Source organism: Pseudomonas sp. P4_C1, from assembly GCF_056402155.1.
Genome location: NZ_JBFUHY010000031.1, coordinates 12,359 through 29,925, shown reverse-complemented (window position 1 = coordinate 29,925; position 17,567 = coordinate 12,359). Strand labels below are relative to the sequence as shown.

At 61.5% G+C, this 17,567-nt stretch carries 18 protein-coding genes; 7 read left to right on the top strand and 11 right to left on the bottom strand.

Going from position 1 to position 17,567, the window contains the following annotated elements; all coding sequences use genetic code 11:
• Positions 1-13: 13 nt before the first annotated feature.
• A complete protein-coding gene (locus AC1DU9_RS17845; RefSeq protein WP_223463193.1) occupies positions 14-478 on the bottom strand; it encodes an outer membrane lipoprotein in 465 nt (154 codons plus the stop codon).
• A gap of 165 nt (positions 479-643) precedes the next feature.
• Between AC1DU9_RS17845 and AC1DU9_RS17840 the strand changes: the two genes are divergently transcribed.
• On the top strand, positions 644-880 hold the full coding sequence (locus AC1DU9_RS17840) for a hypothetical protein (protein WP_223463192.1): 237 nt from the start codon (positions 644-646) through the stop codon (positions 878-880).
• 5 nt (positions 881-885) lie between these two features.
• Here AC1DU9_RS17840 and pdxH read toward each other — a convergent pair whose 3' ends face one another.
• The 5 genes from pdxH to dinG form a co-directional block, all read right to left on the bottom strand.
• Positions 886-1,533 (bottom strand): pyridoxamine 5'-phosphate oxidase, encoded by a 648-nt coding sequence (gene pdxH, locus AC1DU9_RS17835; RefSeq protein ID WP_223463191.1) that lies wholly within the window; start codon positions 1,531-1,533, stop codon positions 886-888.
• Between the two features lie 24 nt (positions 1,534-1,557).
• Complete coding sequence (locus AC1DU9_RS17830; RefSeq protein ID WP_223463190.1) at positions 1,558-2,565, bottom strand: OmpA family protein; 1,008 nt, start codon at positions 2,563-2,565, stop codon at positions 1,558-1,560.
• A gap of 113 nt (positions 2,566-2,678) precedes the next feature.
• Positions 2,679-3,824 carry a serine hydrolase domain-containing protein gene (locus AC1DU9_RS17825; protein WP_223463189.1) on the bottom strand — a complete coding sequence of 382 codons (1,146 nt, stop codon included), beginning with the start codon at positions 3,822-3,824 and terminating at the stop codon, positions 2,679-2,681.
• A gap of 95 nt (positions 3,825-3,919) precedes the next feature.
• Positions 3,920-6,322, bottom strand: a complete 2,403-nt coding sequence (locus AC1DU9_RS17820) for a beta-galactosidase (RefSeq protein WP_223463188.1) — start codon at positions 6,320-6,322, stop codon at positions 3,920-3,922.
• A 96-nt stretch (positions 6,323-6,418) separates the two neighbouring features.
• Positions 6,419-8,563, bottom strand: coding sequence for an ATP-dependent DNA helicase DinG (gene dinG, locus AC1DU9_RS17815; protein ID WP_008016067.1), 2,145 nt, complete (start codon positions 8,561-8,563; stop codon positions 6,419-6,421).
• A 368-nt stretch (positions 8,564-8,931) separates the two neighbouring features.
• Between dinG and AC1DU9_RS17810 the strand changes: the two genes are divergently transcribed.
• Positions 8,932-9,396: a CopD family protein gene (locus tag AC1DU9_RS17810; protein WP_223463187.1), complete on the top strand. Its 465-nt coding sequence runs from the start codon at positions 8,932-8,934 to the stop codon at positions 9,394-9,396.
• A gap of 187 nt (positions 9,397-9,583) precedes the next feature.
• Here AC1DU9_RS17810 and AC1DU9_RS17805 read toward each other — a convergent pair whose 3' ends face one another.
• The 4 genes from AC1DU9_RS17805 to AC1DU9_RS17790 all read right to left on the bottom strand — a co-directional run bounded on the left by AC1DU9_RS17805 (position 9,584) and on the right by AC1DU9_RS17790 (position 12,255).
• A complete protein-coding gene (locus tag AC1DU9_RS17805; protein WP_223463186.1) occupies positions 9,584-10,342 on the bottom strand; it encodes a collagen-like protein in 759 nt (252 codons plus the stop codon).
• Positions 10,335-10,613 (bottom strand): DUF1145 domain-containing protein, encoded by a 279-nt coding sequence (locus AC1DU9_RS17800; protein WP_150812938.1) that lies wholly within the window; start codon positions 10,611-10,613, stop codon positions 10,335-10,337. Before AC1DU9_RS17800 ends, AC1DU9_RS17805 begins: the two co-directional genes overlap by 8 nt.
• A gap of 148 nt (positions 10,614-10,761) precedes the next feature.
• Positions 10,762-11,469, bottom strand: a complete 708-nt coding sequence (locus AC1DU9_RS17795) for a PA1041 family peptidoglycan-binding anchor lipoprotein (RefSeq protein ID WP_223463185.1) — start codon at positions 11,467-11,469, stop codon at positions 10,762-10,764.
• Positions 11,470-11,559: 90 nt separating this feature from the next.
• A complete protein-coding gene (locus AC1DU9_RS17790) occupies positions 11,560-12,255 on the bottom strand; it encodes a PA1041 family peptidoglycan-binding anchor lipoprotein (RefSeq protein ID WP_223463184.1) in 696 nt (231 codons plus the stop codon).
• Between the two features lie 189 nt (positions 12,256-12,444).
• Between AC1DU9_RS17790 and AC1DU9_RS17785 the strand changes: the two genes are divergently transcribed.
• The 4 genes from AC1DU9_RS17785 (at position 12,445) to AC1DU9_RS17770 (ending at position 14,207) form a co-directional block, all read left to right on the top strand.
• Positions 12,445-12,942, top strand: coding sequence for a DUF6231 family protein (locus AC1DU9_RS17785; RefSeq protein ID WP_223463183.1), 498 nt, complete (start codon positions 12,445-12,447; stop codon positions 12,940-12,942).
• A 4-nt stretch (positions 12,943-12,946) separates the two neighbouring features.
• Positions 12,947-13,423, top strand: a complete 477-nt coding sequence (locus AC1DU9_RS17780) for a YchJ family protein (RefSeq protein ID WP_223463182.1) — start codon at positions 12,947-12,949, stop codon at positions 13,421-13,423.
• Between the two features lie 86 nt (positions 13,424-13,509).
• Positions 13,510-14,004 (top strand): LEA/WHy family protein, encoded by a 495-nt coding sequence (locus AC1DU9_RS17775; RefSeq protein WP_223463181.1) that lies wholly within the window; start codon positions 13,510-13,512, stop codon positions 14,002-14,004.
• The gene (locus AC1DU9_RS17770) at positions 14,001-14,207 is read left to right on the top strand and encodes an SEC-C metal-binding domain-containing protein (protein ID WP_150718625.1); all 207 of its coding nucleotides are present in this window, start codon (positions 14,001-14,003) and stop codon (positions 14,205-14,207) included. Before AC1DU9_RS17775 ends, AC1DU9_RS17770 begins: the two co-directional genes overlap by 4 nt.
• Positions 14,208-14,279: 72 nt before the next feature.
• Here AC1DU9_RS17770 and AC1DU9_RS17765 read toward each other — a convergent pair whose 3' ends face one another.
• A complete protein-coding gene (locus AC1DU9_RS17765) occupies positions 14,280-14,837 on the bottom strand; it encodes a cysteine hydrolase family protein (protein WP_223463180.1) in 558 nt (185 codons plus the stop codon).
• Positions 14,838-15,031: 194 nt separating this feature from the next.
• Between AC1DU9_RS17765 and AC1DU9_RS17760 the strand changes: the two genes are divergently transcribed.
• On the top strand, positions 15,032-17,482 hold the full coding sequence (locus tag AC1DU9_RS17760) for a penicillin acylase family protein (RefSeq protein ID WP_223463179.1): 2,451 nt from the start codon (positions 15,032-15,034) through the stop codon (positions 17,480-17,482).
• The last annotated feature ends 85 nt before the right edge of the window (positions 17,483-17,567 follow it).

Genomic DNA, 17,567 nt, shown 5'->3' with positions numbered 1-17,567 from the left:
CCGGCGTTTACGCTTAGTGCGAAACGCGGCTGGTGCCACCCACACTGGCGATACGCACACGCTCACCAACACGGAACACTTCGTTTGGCTGCACTTCCTGAACGTAGGCGCGCATGCTGCCATCGTCTTCACGCACGGTGATTTCCACGCCCTGGGTGCGGGTCAAGCCTTCTTCAGCGGCCGAACCGAGCAGACCGCCAGCTACAGCACCGACGACCGCAGCAACGACGCTGCCTTTGCCACCACCGATGGAGCTGCCACCAACGCCGCCGACCACTGCGCCTGCAGCGCCGCCGATCGGGGTTTTGGTGCCTTCGATTTTCACCGGACGCAAGGCTTCGATGGTACCCATGCGAACGGTCTGCACGCGACGCGCTTCGTCACGGGAGTAGGAGTCACCGGTCAGGCTCGATTGGCAACCAGTGAGCAACATCGCCATCGTGGAAAAGGAAGCAACCAGTAGTACAGACTTACGCATAGCATCAACTCCAAAGAACCGGATATTCATTAGACTCCGCAGCTTGACGCCTGTCACGGCATCGCCCGGATAAAATTGGCTTGATTCAGGCTCCGTTAAGGCGCCTCCACGAACTCACACAGTAGCGGCAAAAACGGAAAACTACCCCACTGGCCAAGGATTTTCATGGACTACTTTATCATTTTCGTTACTACCGTCGCTGGACTGTATTTCCACTGGTGGCTGTACGTACGGATAAAACGCTGGATGGACCGCGACCTGGCACTATCGCTGGCGGGCAAGGATGAGCAGAAAAAAGCCTTCATGCTCGAACGGTTGGCGAGTGCTCAGGCGCAGAAGATCAAGCGTCGAGACCTGCCGAAGTGGCTGGAGGCCGCTGCGGCAGACTATCCCGGTGGGTAAACTGCTCAGGGGGCCAGACGTTCAAGAATCCAGCCGGCACCCTGCTGGCGGTAATTGAGGCGGTCGTGCAGGCGGCTTGGGCGGCCTTGCCAGAATTCGATGCGCTCCGGCAGCAGGCGATAACCACCCCAGTGTTCCGGGCAATGCGGCTGGGTGTCGCTGAAACGTTGCTCGGTGTCCTTGAGCAGCGCTTCCAACTCGCCACGATCGGCGATCACGCGGCTCTGCGGCGATGCCCAGGCCCCCAGGCGACTGCCCAGTGGACGGACCTGATAATAGGCATCGGACTCCTCAGGCGTGACCTTCACCACCCGCCCTTCGATGCGCACCTGGCGCTCCAGCGCCGGCCAGAAAAACGTCATGGCCGCGAACGGATTCGTGGCCAGGTGTTGGCCCTTGGCGCTTTCGTAGTTGGTGAAAAAGGTGAAGCCCTGCTCGTCCAGGCCCTTGAGCAACAGAATGCGACAGTGCGGTCGACCGTCCTGGTCAACGGTGGCCAGGGTCATGGCATTGGCTTCCACCGGTGCCTGTTCGGTTTTCACCGCGTCGGCGAACCACTGGTGGAACAGCGCAAACGGCTCAGCCGGGGCTTGTGCCTCGGTCAAGCCATCACGAGTGTAGTCACGACGCATATCAGCCAGGCCCTGGGTCATGGCGCATTCCTTTTGGTTAACGAATCACTGCTTTGCAGTATCGGTGGCGGCGACTTTCTTGTCAGCCGCAGCGGCTTTGGCTGGCGCAGTCTTTTTCGCCGGCGTTGCGGTTTTCGCGGGTGTTTTCTTGGCCGGTGCTTTTTTGGCTGGCGCCTTTTTCATGGTCGGAACGGCCGCTTTTTTAGCAGCAGGGGCCGGTGTAACAGGTTTGGCGACCGGTTTGACGTCAGCGGCAGCGACCATGGTCACCGGGGCTGGCGCCGGCATGTTGTACTTGCTCAGCAACGCAACCATGGTGTTTTGCGGGGTCACCAGCAGTTCCACGCGGCGGTTCAACGCACGCCCTTGCACGCTGTCGTTGGCGGCACGCGGTGCATCACCGCCCAGGCCACGCAGCATCAAGCGATCACGCTGCAAACCACTGAGGCGGAAAATTGCCGCAACGGCCTGGGCACGCTCCTGGCTCAGTTTGACGTTGGCCGGTGCAGCGCCGGACGTATCGCTGTGGCCGAGGATCAAGACAGCGGTCTTTGGATCGGCTTCAAGGATTTTCGCGACCCGGGTAAACGGACCGAGTGTGTTCGGCAGCAGCATGGCCGGACGATCAGGGTTGAACGAGCCTTCGACAGGCGCAGTCACCACCAGCACGTTTTCGCGGCGCTCGAGTTGCATGTTGCTGCCCTTGACCGCCTCGCGCAGACGCGGTTCGTAGTCGTCAAGCCAGGCCTGGGTGACTTTCGGGTCTGCCATCGGCACAGCCTTGGCGGCGCTCTGCTCGCTGCCGCCGAACGGCCAGTACCACTTGCTGCCGCTAGCGGTTTCGGCCTTGGCCACCGCAACGGGTTTGACTTCAGGTTTCACCTCAGGCTTGACCGCGGGCTTGCCGGCGCTGTCGTCGGAACCGAACGGCCAGTACCAGTGGCTGCCGCTTTCAGTCTTGGCAACGGGGGCCGTCGCGTCTTTCTGTGGAGTCTGTGCGCAACCGGTAATAGCGAAGCACAGGGCCAAGGCGAGGGTTTTATTGGATGACATTGGATATCCACAAAAATGAAGGCAAAAAAATCAGGCCACATCGGCCCGTATAAACAGACGCTTTGAAACTGGAAAGGCAATCGGGTTCCAGCACTGGAACCCGATAACCGCTTTTACAGACAAGTGGCCAGAACCCGCACCAGCTTTTGCGCGCGCGGATCCATCAAGACGTACGGCCCCAGGGTATTTGTCACAAATCCGAAGGCCACATCGTGCTCCGGGTCGGCAAAACCGATGGAGCCGCCGGCGCCGGGATGACCAAATGCCCGCGGACCAAGGCCGAAGGTGGCATTGGCGACGTCCGGTTGATCGAGCATGCAACCCAGGCCGAAACGGGTCTGGGTCAGTAAAGTCTTGTCCTCGCCGAGGCTGTGCTCGCGGGTCAGTTCATCGAGCATATCGCTTTCCAGCAGGCTGCCGTCGAGCAGGCCTGCATAGAAGCCGGCCAGGCTGCGGGCATTGCCATGGCCATTGGCGGCCGGCTGCTGCATGCGTCGCCACTCGGGTTTGTTGGTGCTGGTCATGATCGACGGCGGGTTGGTGAACGCCCGGGTCGTCATGGCCGTTGGCTCGCGCATGGTCACTTGCAGCAGGCGCTGGGCGGCGGCATCGCCGACATTGCCCTTGCCCCGCGCAATGTGGGCCACGCGATAGAACTCTTCGTCGGCCAGGCCCACATGGAAGTCCAGGCCCAAGGGTTTGGCGACCCGCGCGACGATGGATTCCCCCGGTCCACGACCGTCGGCACGGCGCAGCAATTCGCCGACCAGCCAGCCATAGGTGATCGCCGCATAACCGTGGCCTTCGCCCGGCGTCCACCATGGCGTTTCGGCGGCCAGGGCATCGACCATGGTTTGCCAGTCGTAAAGGGCTTCGGGGGCCAGTAACTCGCGCAATGCCGGAAGGCCGGCCTGATGGCAGAGCAATTGTCGCAGGGTGACGGACTCTTTGCCGGCGGCGGCGAACTCAGGCCAGTAGCGCGCGACCGGGGCATCCAGTTGCAGCTTGCCTTCGGCCACCAATTGCAGCGCGGTGACGGCGGTAAAGGTCTTGGTGCAGGAGAACAGGTTGGCGATGGTGTCGCTGTGCCAGGCCTCGGCCCCGTCCTTGTCGGCGGTGCCGGCCCACAGATCGAGGACGGTTTCGCCACCAATCTGAACGCACAACGCTGCGCCACGCTCCTGGGGATCGTCGAACAGCGCAGCGAACGCCTCTCGCACCGCTTCGAACTTAAGCTCGTAATGACCCTGAATCTGCACCCGCAACTCCCCGGATTAACGCTCTACAAAGTGGCGGGCATTGTTCCAGCCCTTGAGGGTTTTGGGAACAGGGTTGGGCCGGGCGGTTGTGGCGATTAATGACCTTTGCCGGAATGCCCGCCAGCGCCCTTCCCCGGCCCCTTGCCGGCCTCGGCCTTGCGGCCGCCCTCGGCGTCGTGACTGACTTTGTCGGCGGCGGCCGCAGCCTTCTCGGCCTCCTTGCCCAATTGCTCGACCGTCGTCAGGTTGCTCTTGCGCACGCTATCGACAAAGCCCTGGAACGGCAGATCAGTAATGCCCACCAACCCGAAGTGACCGTTTTCACCGTCAAGCAGGCGCCCGGTGACCGGTTGATCGAGGTACTGGAACCAATGCACGCCAACAATCGACGGCTCGCTCAAGGCCTGCTTGAGGAAGTTGGCATACGCCGCGCCGCGGTCCTCCTCCTTCGCCAACGGCGTGACGCCGCCCCAGAACGGGCCACGATCAGTCGAGCCGAAATTGAACTCGGTAATCAGCACGGGTTTGTCGAGACTGCGCAGTTTGGCGAAGTCGTAACCATCCTGGGGTTGCAGGGTATACATGTTGAAGCTCAACACGTCGCAGTACTGGGCGCAGGACTCCACGGCTTGCGGCGTGCTGATGGCGAAACGGCCGCCGAGCAGCAGCTGGTTCGGCGCATGCCACTTGAGTGAATCGGAGATGGTCTTGAAATAGGTGTCGGCAAAGACTTTCTGGAAGTATTTGAAGTCAGCCTCGATTTCCGGGTGCTCGGTACTTGGCAATGGCGGCACAAAATCCGGATCTTCCATCAGTTCCCAGGCCGGCAGATCAATGCCCCAGGCTTCCGACAGGCCAGCCTGATTGCGGTACTTGTCACGCAGCTGTTTGAGGAACGCGCGCTTGGCCGGCACGTCGGTGGTCATCTTCAAGGTACCGTAGGCCAGAGCATAACGGGCTTTCGGGTCATCGCCGGGACCGGCCCAGGCCAGTTCATTGTCAGCGTAGTAACCAATCAGCCACGGATCGTCACGATGGTCGCGAGCGGCAATCGCCACGGCACGTTCGGCGGCCATGGCAAAACGCGGGTCGAACGGGTCGGGCATGCCGCCCCACCAGTCGGTACCGGTGCTGATGCTGGCGTAGTCGCCGACGATCGACAGCGGCAAGGTGTACGGCACGCGATCAGCGTTGCCCAGTACGGGTGCGCTCCAGTTGCCAATGGTGTTGAAGCCCCAGGCCTGCAAGCGATCAAGGGTGTGACTGGCCCAGCGTTGCTCGTCGAACTGCGCTTTGCACGGTTCGACAGATTCTGGCTCTGCGGCTTTCGCTACCGTCGCTTCGGACTTGGCCGCTTCGGCAACGCCGGCCTTGGTTTCGCTGCCCAACGCGCAAGGATCGCCATACAGACGCTGCAGGTTGGCAGCGTAGAAGTCGTACCAGCGTCCGGCATTGTAGCCGCGTCCTTGATCGGCCCCGTTGCCGCCACGGTTGTCGCCTTCGCCGTAATGGCTGGCCAGGGCCTCGTCAACCTTGGGCAGGGATTCGAACATCCACTCGCGACCGGCAACGTAGGTCTGGTTGACGTCTGCAGCGACGGTGTTAACCCCTAGCGAATAAAACGGGTGTCCTTCCGGCGTCACCAGATACCAGCGTCCGTCGCGTTTCTCGGTGCGGAAAAAGCCGCTGGCCTTGAAGGACGGGCCTTTGGTCAAACCACCGAACTTGTCCAGGGAGGACTTTTCGCGATCGGCCAGCCAGGTTTTCAGTTGCTGCTGCTCCTTGCTGGCGGCGCCTTTCAGTTGATCGTCGCTGCTGATTTTTTCCGGCCATTTGGCCCGGGTCGACTGACCGTAAGCATCCACCAACCCGCCATACACAGCTTGGGTGACCGACTCGCCGTCCTGCACACCAAAGCGCTCCAGCAAGATGCTTTGCGCGACCTTCGGCTGGTCCATCGACAAGCTCACCGACACCACCTGGCTGCGATCCAGTTCACCGGCGCTGCTGGCCAGCAACACGCGCTGCCCCTCGACAGTCATCGGCATCGGCGGGCCAGACTTCATGCCCTGGCTCAGCGGTGATGTCGCTTGCAAAGGCACCAACAGTGTTTGCGCAGGCCCCGCCGGCAGATCGACGCGGCTGACCAGTGTCTTGCCGTCGTTGCTCTGGATGGTTACGTACAGGGTCAAGGCCCAGTTCATGGCGTTCTGGATCCGCAGGCTCATGACGCCCGACTGCGACCAGTCCCAGGCGCCGGTTTGCGGAGTCAGGCGCAAAGTCGGTCGGGCGACCGGGTTGAACGTCACCCGGCGCAGCACTTCGCCCTCGGGGGTTTGCTCGGCGTTGGATTGCGGCAGGCTGGCGTCCTGAGTCGCCACCTGGACCACGTCGGCGGGGCGCACAAAGTTGAACAGCGTCTGCGGACTGGCGGGAGCGGCCAGCAGCGGTGTTGCGAACAGCAGGGCAAAAACAGCAGGCAACGAACGGCAAATCATGAGAACGAAAATCTCCCTAACGACCTTCAATGGGCCAGTGGAAAAGCGATGGCAGAGAGATAGACAACGCGGTGGGCAAAACCGCCCACCGGTGTTTCAGGAAATTTCTCGACGGAACGGCGGCAACGCGTTGAGGATGGCTTTGCCATAGCGCTGGGTCACCAGGCGCCGGTCGAGCAAGGTGATGGTGCCGCGGTCTTCTTCGGTGCGCAGCAAGCGACCACAGGCCTGGACCAGCTTCAGCGAGGCGTCCGGCACGGAGATTTCCATGAACGGATTGCCCCCCCGGGCTTCGATCCATTCGGACAAGGCTGCTTCGACCGGATCATCAGGTACCGAGAATGGAATCTTGGCGATGACCACGTGCTCGCAATAGGCACCGGGCAAGTCGACCCCTTCGGCGAAGCTCGCCAGGCCGAACAACACGCTGGAGTCGCCGCCATCGACTCGCGCCTTGTGCTTGTTGAGGGTTTCCTGCTTCGACAGGTTGCCTTGGATGAACACTTGCTTGCGCCAGTCGCGGTCGAGGCCGTCGAACACGTCCTGCATCTGTTTACGCGAGGAAAACAGCACCAGCGTACCCCGCGAGCCTTCGACCAACTCAGGCAGATCCCGAATGATCGCGGCGGTATGCGCTGCTGCATCACGGGGGTCGGCGTTCAGGTTCGGTACCCGCAACACACCGGCATCGGCATGATGGAACGGGCTTGGCACCACCGCCGTCACGGCTTTTTTCGGCAGGCCGGCGCGCATGCGGAAGCGGTCGAAGGTGCCGAGGGCAGTCAAGGTCGCCGAAGTCACCAGACAGCCATACGCCACGTTCCACAGGTTGCGGCGAAGCATTTCCGCCGCGAGGATAGGACTGGCGTTGACCTCGATGTCGAATAGTGAGCCGCTTTCGGCCAGGGTCAGCCAGCGGGCCATGGGCGGGTTGTCTTCCGGGTCTTCGACGGTGAAGGCGGTCCACAGCTCCCAGTTGCCGGAAGAGCGCGACAGCAAGCTGCCGAACAGTGGATACCACTCTTCGGCCTGGTTGCTGGCGATGCCGATGTTGACCTCGCCGTCCATGCCTTCCTTGAGCAGGTCGGTCAGGCGGGTGAACAGGTCGGTCAGGCGCGCGAAGCCTTTCTTCAGCTCGATGCCCATTTCACGCATGTGCTCGGGAATCACCCCGCCGACGAATCGGTGACGCGGGCGCTCGCGGCCTTCAACGTCTTCGCCGGGTTTGAAATCGGCAATCTGCTCGCAGGCGGTGAACATGAACTGCTGCTGGGTCTTGATCTCCCGCGCCAGCTCCGGCACCTGCTCGATCAACTTGCCCAGGTCGCCCGGCAACGGGTGCTGGGCCAGCAGTTTGGTGAGGTTCTTGGCGGTGGTTTCCAGCCAGTCGGCGGTGGAGCGCAGGCGCGTGTAATGGGCGAAGTGGCCGATGGCCTTGTCTGGCAGGTGATGGCCTTCGTCGAACACGTAGATCGTGTCGCGTGGGTCCGGCAGCACAGCGCCGCCGCCCAGGGCTAGGTCGGCCAGGACCATGTCGTGGTTGGTGACGATCACGTCGACCTTGCCCATACCTTCGCGGGCCTTGTAGAAGGCGCACTGGCCGAAGTTCGGGCAATGACGGTTGGTGCACTGGCTGTGGTCGGTGGTCAAGCGCGCCCAGTCGGCGTCTTCGAGGGCGGTGGACCAACTGTCGCGGTCGCCGTCCCACTTATTGCCGGCGAGCTTCTCGATCATGCTGGTGAACAGCTTCTGGCTGGCCTCATCGACCTCGATCTTGAAACCCTCTTCTTCGAACAACTGCGCCGTGGCGGTCTGTGCGTGACCTTCCTGGAGCAACATGTCGAGCTTGGACAGGCACATGTAGCGCCCGCGGCCCTTGGCCAGGGCGAAGCTGAAGTTCAGCCCGCTGTTGCGCATCAGGTCGGGCAGGTCCTTGTAGACGATCTGCTCTTGCAGGGCCACGGTGGCCGTGGCGATCACCAGGCGTTTGCCGGCGGCCTTCGCCGTGGGGATCGCCGCCAGACTGTAGGCCACGGTCTTGCCGGTGCCGGTGCCGGCTTCCACCGCGACTATCGCGGGGTCGCCACTGCGCCGGCCTTCGTCGTCGGTGTCGATGTCACCCAGGACCTTGGCGACTTCGGCGATCATCAGGCGTTGGCCATAACGCGGCTTGAGGCTCTTGGCTTCGAGAAAACGCGAGTAGGCGCCCTGGATCGTGGTTTTGAGTTCAGTGCTGATCATGGATTGTCGGGCGCAAAAAACGCTGGATAAATTTTCAGTAGTTTGAGGGGGCGTTCTCAGTTAGTTTCCACGCCGCGTTGTCGCCTTAAAGCGAGCCAGGCAAGGCGCAGGCCGCTGGGAATGGTTGTTCCCTTTCCAAGGCCTGCAACGCAGTCTGGCTCGCTTTAAGGCACAACCCGAAGGGCCGGGCCTGCTGTTGTGCAGGGCGGCGTTGCTCGAAGCTTATTTGGAATGACCAAACTACGCTTCTCGCGCCTTGCCCTGCACAACAGCAGACCCGGCGCGGCGCGGAAACTAACTGAGAACGCCCCCTGAATCGGTCGCTATCATACCCCGCTAATGAATCCCGCGCAGAACGGAGTAACCCAATGACACCTTTTAGCCTCATTTATAGCCTGCATGTACTGGCGGCCCTGGTCTGGGTCGGCGGCATGTTTTTCGCCTGGATGGTCCTGCGTCCCGCCGCGATCACGGCACTGGAGGGCCCTGCCCGGCTGAAGTTGTGGGTAGAAGTGTTTCAAGGTTTTTTCCGCTGGGTCTGGGTGGCGGTGGTGCTGTTGCCAGTCAGCGGCGTGGGCATGCTGAATCTGCACTTCACCGGTTTTGAAAACGCGCCGCGCTATGTGCAGGTGATGATGGGCTTGTATGTGGTGATGACCGCGCTGTTTATCCGCATTCAGGCGCTGATGCTGCCGGAACTGCGCACTGCCGTGGCAGGGCAGGACTGGCCGGCTGGGGCGGCGGTGCTAGGGCGGATTCGCCGGTTGGTGGGGATCAATCTGCTGGTGGGGCTGGCTGTGGTGGCGATAGCGGCGGTTCGGCCGATGTTTTGAAGAACTGTGGCCCGGGATGCTGTTGTGGCGAGGGGGCTTGTCGGATCGCCGCACCGTCCCGTTCGGCTGCGAAGCAGTCGTAAAACAAGACACCGCTAACCTTCAGCAGTATTGCGATTGCCGGAATTGGGGCCGCTTCGCGGCCCAACGGGGGCAAGCCCCCTCGCCACAAGGCTCTCAGTGTTTCTTACATCCGCTGTACTGTCACCGAACCCGCCGCCCCTTCAGGCCCAGGCTGACCATCAGCCCCGGGTTTACCGCTCTTGCCGCCATCAGCCTTGTAAATCAGGCAGCCCTTGGCCTTGCCACCCGCCCCCGGTTTGCCGCCCGGGCCGGCCAAGCCACCGGCACCGCCGGCCACCTGAACCTTGATCCGGTCTGCCGGATAGTCGTGCGGCACTGCCAGTTTAACCAGAGCCCCCGGAGCCCCTGGCTGGCCGTTACTGCCATCACTGCCATCGGCACCGCGACCGGCCTGCCCCCAGGTGCAGCCCGGTTCCTGGCCGTTGGCCCCATCGAGACCAATAAACCCCGGTGCACCCGCACCACCACGAGCATCAACGATCAATTGTGGTGCGTTCAGTGCCTTGATCTGCAAATCAAGATTGCGTCCGGATCGGGCGGCCTTCTGGTAAGTCCCCGGAGCGCCACGGGCGGTGATCTGGCTGCCTTCGGACAAATCAGCGCGACGGACCTTCAGGGCCAGCGCCTGTTCCCCCGGTACGATGGCAATGCGCGCTTCACGCCCCAGATGCAATTCACCCACGGTGACTTCCGTGACGTTCGAAGGAATCAGCAAGGTGCCGTAATCGGCCACTTCCAGGCGCTCCAGTTGCAGGGTGCTGGCGGTGTTGGGCAAGCGCATCAGCGAGTTGGTTTCGACACTCACCACCTGTGCACTGGCCAATGGGCTGATGAGTGCAGCGAGCAGACAGAGTTTACGCATGGGAAGCCTTCGAAGCGGTGGGGGCTGGAATGGTTTGCAGGTGGAATACGCCAAAAATAACGATCTTCAGGCGGTCAAGCCAGGGATGGGCACGACCTCGAAGGCTGCGATAGCACAGCAACGCTTCCAGAAGATGGATGAACCCCAACAGGCCGCCGGCCAGGTTGACCAACGGGTGCAGCGGAAAGACAAACGGTGTGAGCAGATTGACCAGCACTACCGCCCAGAACAGCAAGGTCAGTAATCGCCCCAGTCCCCATATGACTTTCATACGCGCCCCCGATGAGAATTATTGTTTGCGCGCACAGTAACGGCTTCCACGCGGGATAATCCAGAGGGCAACGGTAAAATCTTCATGGAGGCCGCCGAACGGCCGTCGCAGCGATCACACCTGTCGCCCGACGGCTCTATCTCTTGGCTCAGCGATTTATATGCAGATCCACGCGACGGTTTTTCGCACGGCCTTCTTCTGTTTCGTTGTCGGCAATCGGTTGGCTCGCGCCCTTGCCTTCGCTGGTGACTTTGTTCGGCGCGACACCCTGGCTCAACAGGTATTGCGCCACGCTGCTGGCACGCCGCTCCGACAAGGCCTGGTTATAGGCACCCGAACCGACGCCGTCGGTATGGCCGACCACCTTGATGCTGACCACATCGGCATCCTCGAACTTGCTCATCAACGCATCCAGTTGACTCTTCGCCGTCGGGGTCAGGTCGGACTGATTGAAGACAAACAGTACATCGCTCAGAGTAATGACTTCGGATTGCGCAGGCTCGGCCTGGACGCTGTCCGGGTACTGCGGCGCCGGGCAGCCTCGATGGTCGACCGGGGTATTGGCGGGAGTATCAGCGCAACGGTCGCGTCGGTCGAAAACGCCGTCGCCGTCTTCGTCGCCATCCTGGGCATAGCAGATCAAGCCACCGGACAAGATACCCAGCGTCGCCCCACCCGCGGCCCAAGCGCCGCTCTCGATTGCGCCCAGACCACCTCCGACCAGGCCGCCGATCAGGCTGCAAATTGGCCAGGTTCGTTGATTGAGGGGGGCAGTGCCATCGCTGTGGGTGGCGCAACCGGTCAAGAGGCTGCCGAGTAGCAGAACCGGCAAGACGGTCCTTGTGAGAACGATCATGTTGAAAGCTCCTGTGTCACCGGCCAATACCGGTTACACAGGAGTAAAGACCCGCATCCGCGACTGCACAAGGCGCGGACGCGGGGGGGCTTAACGCTGGATTTTGATTTCCGTACGACGGTTCTGTGCACGGCCGTCAGCGGTTTTGTTGTCCGCAACTGGCTGGCTTTCACCGGCACCGACAACCGACACGAAGTTGCTGCGAGGTACGCCTTGCTCGACGAGGTATTCAACCACCGAGTGGGCGCGTTTATCCGACAGTTTCTGGTTGTAAGTGTCGCTGCCGACGCTGTCGGTATGGCCGGTTACGGTCAGTTGAGCATTAGGGGCCTCGGCTTTCAAGCGAGTAGCAATCTTGTCGAGTACCTGCTTGTCGGACGAGGTAAGCGTGGCCTTATTAAACTGGAAGTGAACATCGCGGATGACGATGGTTTCTTCCTTGACTACAGCCACTTCTTCGACCACAGGTGCAGGTGCAGGTGGTGGGCAACCGTTGGCATCGACCCGAACGCCTTTAGGCGTGCCAGGGCACTTGTCGCGACTATCCAGCACACCATCGCCGTCTTCGTCGCCATCACCATGAACCCAGCAATAAGCCGCCGCCGTACCGCCGACGAGCAGAGCACCATACCCTGCCCATGCCGAGCTTTCGGTCGCACCGAGGCCCGCACCCACGACACCACCGACCGCCGCGCAGGTAGGCCAGTCGGTTTTCTGCAAACCTGCGCAACCAGTCAAGACACTGGTTAGCAGAACCAAGGGTAATGCTGTCCGTACTATGCTCATCTAGTTTTCTCCTGAGGGATCGGCTTAAAACCGATTCAGGTAGTAAAGACCCGAGTTTTAATCTCCGCCAGCAATAGGCCATGCTGTTTATTCGCGTATTCACGACAGGCTGGCGTTTTTGTCGCCGGGCTGCTCTAGGCCCGAACGTTCGGGCAGGCTAGTCTTGGCAGATCTGATTGAGGATCTTCGATGATTGCAGGTATTTCTTCACGCACGCCACAACAGGCACTGGCCGCTTTACTTGATCGATATGCCCCCGCGCGCCTGTTGTTGATCGGCGCCAGCGAGTTCCCGGCGCTGGAGGCTTTCAAGCTCGCTCACCCGGACAGCAGCGTCGCTTTCGCTGCCCCCGGCCCATTGCCCGACGAGTTGGCGGCCCGCCGTTTCGACCTGGCCCTGGTGGTCGATTGCCTGGAGCATTTGCCCAAGCGCGACGGCCTGAACCTGCTGGGTGGTATCCGCAACCTCAACGCCAGCCGCATCGCCGTGCTGGCGGATCTGCCGGCCTGTGGCTGGCAGGAAACCGACTTTTTCTCCCTGGCCCTGCAGGCCAGCGAACGCTTTCAGCGGGACGAACAGGTCTTGACCCTGTTCACCTACGATCTGCTTGAATACAAACAAGTCCCTGACTGGCTCAATTCGCGCTTCTGGGCCAATCCGGAAAACTTCGGGAAATACTGGTGGTAATGCAATGAGTACATCCATTTGCCCTTGCGGCAGCGGCACCCTGATCGACGCCTGCTGCGGTCACTACCATGCCGGGCACCCGGCGCCATGCGCCGAAGCCTTGATGCGCTCGCGCTACAGCGCTTACGTGCTGGGGCTGGTCGACTATCTGGTGGCCACCACCCTGCCCGCCCAGCAGGCCGGCCTGGACCGTCAATCGATCAGCGACTGGAGCGCGCAAAGTACGTGGCTGGGCCTTGAGGTGGAAAGCTCCGAAGTACTGGGCGGCCAGCCTGAACACGCCTTCGTGACCTTCACTGCACGCTGGCACGACAGCAATGGCGAGCACAGTCACCGCGAGCGTTCGTCATTTGTGCAAAACACCGGGCGCTGGTATTTCATCGACCCCACCGTGCCGCTCAAGCCCGGACGCAATGACACCTGCCCGTGCGCGAGTGGGCAGAAGTTCAAGAAGTGTTGCGCAGGGTATTTCAGCAGTTAGGACATGGAATGTCTGTCCACCCAGCAGGAGCTGCCGAAGGCGCGATCTTTTGGGTCTGGACTGGGGCTCAAGGGAGAAACACCACAATGATCATCCGCCGTGGCGCACTCTATCTGCTCACGTTGTTCCTGGCGCTCGGACTCGGCGGCTGTGCATCGTGGTTCGACGACGACTTGCCGGACCCCGAGGTCCATCTGGTGAAGATCGAGGTGGTCAGCGCCAAACTGCTGGAACAGAAATTCCTCCTGCACTTTCGCATCGACAACCCCAACGACAGCGACCTGACGGTGCGCAGCCTGGAGTACCGCGTTCACCTGGGCGACATACTGCTGGCCGATGGCGAGTACGAACACTGGTTCACCATCGGCCCCAGGCACAGCGCTTACTTCAAGGTGCCGATCCGCACCAACCTGTGGTCCAAGGTCCGTGATCTGGCCAAACTGCTGAAAAAATCCGATCAACCCATTCCCTATCGTCTGGAAGGTGAACTGGAAACCGGTATATTCATCGCCCACTACGTGCACCTGGCGCGCAATGGCGTGATAATCGCCGCCGATTTAATTCCGGAGCAACACCGATGACCCAGCAACCCCACGTCCACGGCCCTGACTGCAACCACGATCATGACCATCAGCACCATGATCACGACCACGGCCATGTCCACGGTCCGAACTGCGGCCACGCTCACCAGGAGCCGGTGCGCAATGCCCTGAAAGACGTCGGCCGCAACGATCCGTGCCCATGCGGCAACGGCAAGAAATTCAAGAAGTGCCACGGCGCTTGATGCTTCGGGCGAAGGCATTCTTCGCCTGTTGAATCACCGCCCTCTCCTGTGGGAGCGAGCTCCCACAGGTGCTTAGTCGATTGACAGAATCTGCCTACTGCTGACCACCGTCGCATACTCCCCATGCAAATTCCCAAGCGACATCGCGTGCACCTCTTCGGCGCTATGGGCATGGCCGAAGAAATCAGCCTTGTCGAAGGTAAAGCACGCATCCTCGGCCACCCAGGTATCAAACCCCAGGTTGCCTGCGGTGCGCGCCGTGGATTCCACCGAATTGTGGGTCGCGACACCCACGATGATCAACTGTCCGATCCCCGCCTCGCGCAGCCCAGCCTCCAGCCCCGTCGAACAAAACGCATCCGGCACCTGCTTCTGGATCAAGCGTTCACCGGCCATTGGCTGAAACCGTTCCTGAAACTCCACCCCCGACTGCTGCGGCCAGAACACTGACTCCTCCGAGCGGGACAGGTGCTGCACATGGATCACCGGCCGAGCGGTGTGCCGCCAATGGCCGAGCAATTCCAGCATGCGCGCTTCAGCCTGAGGGTTATTCCGGCGGCCGAGTCCGGGATGCAGGATGCCTTTTTGTTGATCGATGATGATCAGTGCCGCGTTTGCCTTGAGCTCCATGCTGACTTTTCTCCAGGATTGTTGACCGTGTCGCACTTCAACATCACCCATTGCGACTGGCAAGACTGCGATCTTTTTGGTTTTTTAGACAAATCCTGAAATAACCTTGTACCCCGCTTGCGCGGCCACCTCCCGCTCACTAACGTAGCGCCTTTATTGCGCGCCGCCGCCTCTACCCCCGCAGGAGCTTTGCCATGGCCTCGCCAGCCCTTACTCATTTTCTACCCCGGTTCGGCGTTGCCGCAGCAGTGGTCGGTGCCTTGAGCCTGACCGGTTGTCAGAATTTCAACGCCCAGGACACCCTCCCGCCGACCTCCGGCGTACAACCGCTCAAGGGCCTGGCGCAGAACGTTTCGGTGCGCCGCAATGCCATGGGCATGCCGCTGATCGAAAGCAACAGCTTCCACGACGCGCTGTTCACACTCGGTTACGTGCATGCCAGCGACCGCATCACGCAGATGGTCACCCTGCGCCTGCTGGCCCAGGGCCGTCTGGCCGAAATGCACGGTGCCGACCTGCTGGATGCCGACCGCTACATGCGGGCGGTCAACCTGAAGAAAAGTGCTGGCGAGTTGTACAAGGCCTCTTCGCCGCGTCTCAAGCGTTTCTTCGAAGTCTATGCGCGCGGCGTCAACGCCTACCTGTTCCGCTACCGCGACAAACTGCCGGCGGACCTCGCGGCCTCCGGGTACCAGCCTGAATACTGGCAGCCGGAAGATTCGGCGCTGATTTTCTGCCTGTTGAACTTCAGCCAGTCGACCAACCTGCCGGAAGAAATTTCCGCGCTGGTACTGGCCCAGACCGTCACCACCGACAAACTGGCGTGGCTGACGCCGTCGGCTCCCGACGAAAAACTGCCGGTCGCCGAAAGCGAAAAACTGCAAGGCATCAAACTCAACGGGCAAGTGCCGGGGCTGGCCGAACTCAGCAAGGCCACCGGGCAACTGGCGGACCTGAACCTGCTCGGCGCCACCTCGTCGAATAACTGGGCCATCGCCCCGCAACGCAGCCGCAGCGGCAAGAGCCTGTTGGCCAGTGACAGTCACGACCCGCTGGGCGTGCCTTCGTTGTTCAGTTACGTGCAGATTCGCGCGCCGAAGTATCAGGCGTCCGGCGTGACCATCGCGGGCCTGCCAATGGTGCTCGGTGGTTTCAACGGCAAGGTGGCATGGAGCATGACGTCCGTGATGGGCGACAACCAGGACCTGTTCCTGGAGAAGATCAAACGCCAGGGCAACGGGCTCACCTACGAAAATGCCGGGAAGTGGCAGCCGGCGATCGTGCGCAACGAAACCTACTTCGTCAAAGGCCAGCGACCGATTCGCGAAGCCGTGTACGAAACCCGCCATGGCCCGCTGCTCAACAGCGCTCAGAGCAGCACTCTGGCCAATGGTTTCGGCCTGGCCTTGCAGACGCCGAGCTTCACCGACGACAAGACCCTGGATGCGTTCTTCGACCTGTCCCGCGCCCAGAGCGTCGAGAAAGCCTCTGATGCCAGCCGCGAAATCCGCGCCATCGCGCTGAACCTGGTGTTTGCCGACGCGAGCCACATCGGCTGGCAAGTCACCGGTCGTTACCCGAACCGTCGCGAAGGCGAAGGTCTGCTGCCCTCTCCGGGCTGGGAAGGTCGTTACGATTGGGACGGCTACGCCGACCCGATGTTGCACCCGTACGACCAGGACCCGGCACAAGGCTGGCTCGGCACCGCCAACCAGCGGGTCATTCCCCATGGCTACGGCATGCAGTTGTCCAATTCCTGGGCCGCTCCGGAGCGCGGCGAGCGCCTGGCCGAACTGGCCGGTGCAGGCAAACACGACAGCCGCAGCCTGATCGCCATGCAATACGACCAGACCACTACCTTCGCTGCCAAGCTGAAGAAAATGTTTGAAGCGCCGGGCATGGCCCAGCCTCTCAAACAGGCCATGGACGCCTTGCCGGCGGCAGATCGTGCCAAGGCACACGAGGCCTACAGCCGCCTGATGGCGTTCGACGGCAAGCTCGGCCCAACCTCCACCGATGCGGCCATCTACGAACTGTTCCTGCAGGAAAGCACCCGGCAGATCTTCCTCGATGAACTGGGCCCTGAAAGCAGCGCGGCGTGGAAGGCCTTTGTCGCCGACGGCAAATTGTCCTACACGGCCCAGGCCGATCACTTGCTCGGGCGTGAGGACAGCCCGTTCTGGGATGACGTGCGCACCGCACAGAAAGAAGACAAACCGGCGATCCTCGCCCGCAGCCTCGCCGCAGCGATCAGCGCAGGCGACAGCCAATTGGGCAGTGATCACAAGGCCTGGCAGTGGGGCAAACTGCACCGTTATGAATGGAAAAACAGCAGCGGCCAGACCGTACGCGGACCGCTGCCGGCCGGTGGCGATCACACCACGCTCAACACCGCCGCCTTCGCCTGGGGCCAGGACTTCAACACTACGCTGGCGCCAGCCATGCGCTTTATCGTCGACTTCGGCCAGTCCGAGCCGCTGATGGCACAAAACGGCACCGGCCAATCCGGCAACCCGGCCAGCCCGAACTACCTCAACGGCATCGAACCGTGGCTCAAGGGCCAGTACATGAGCCTGCCGATGCAGCCGCAGAACTTCGACAACGCCTATGGCAAGGCGCGGTTGACGCTGACGCCAGGAAAGTAACCCCGCCCTTTTCCTGTGGAAACGAGCCTGTTCGCGAAGGCGATTCAACATTCAAAATAGAGGTTGAATGTTGAATCGCCTTCGC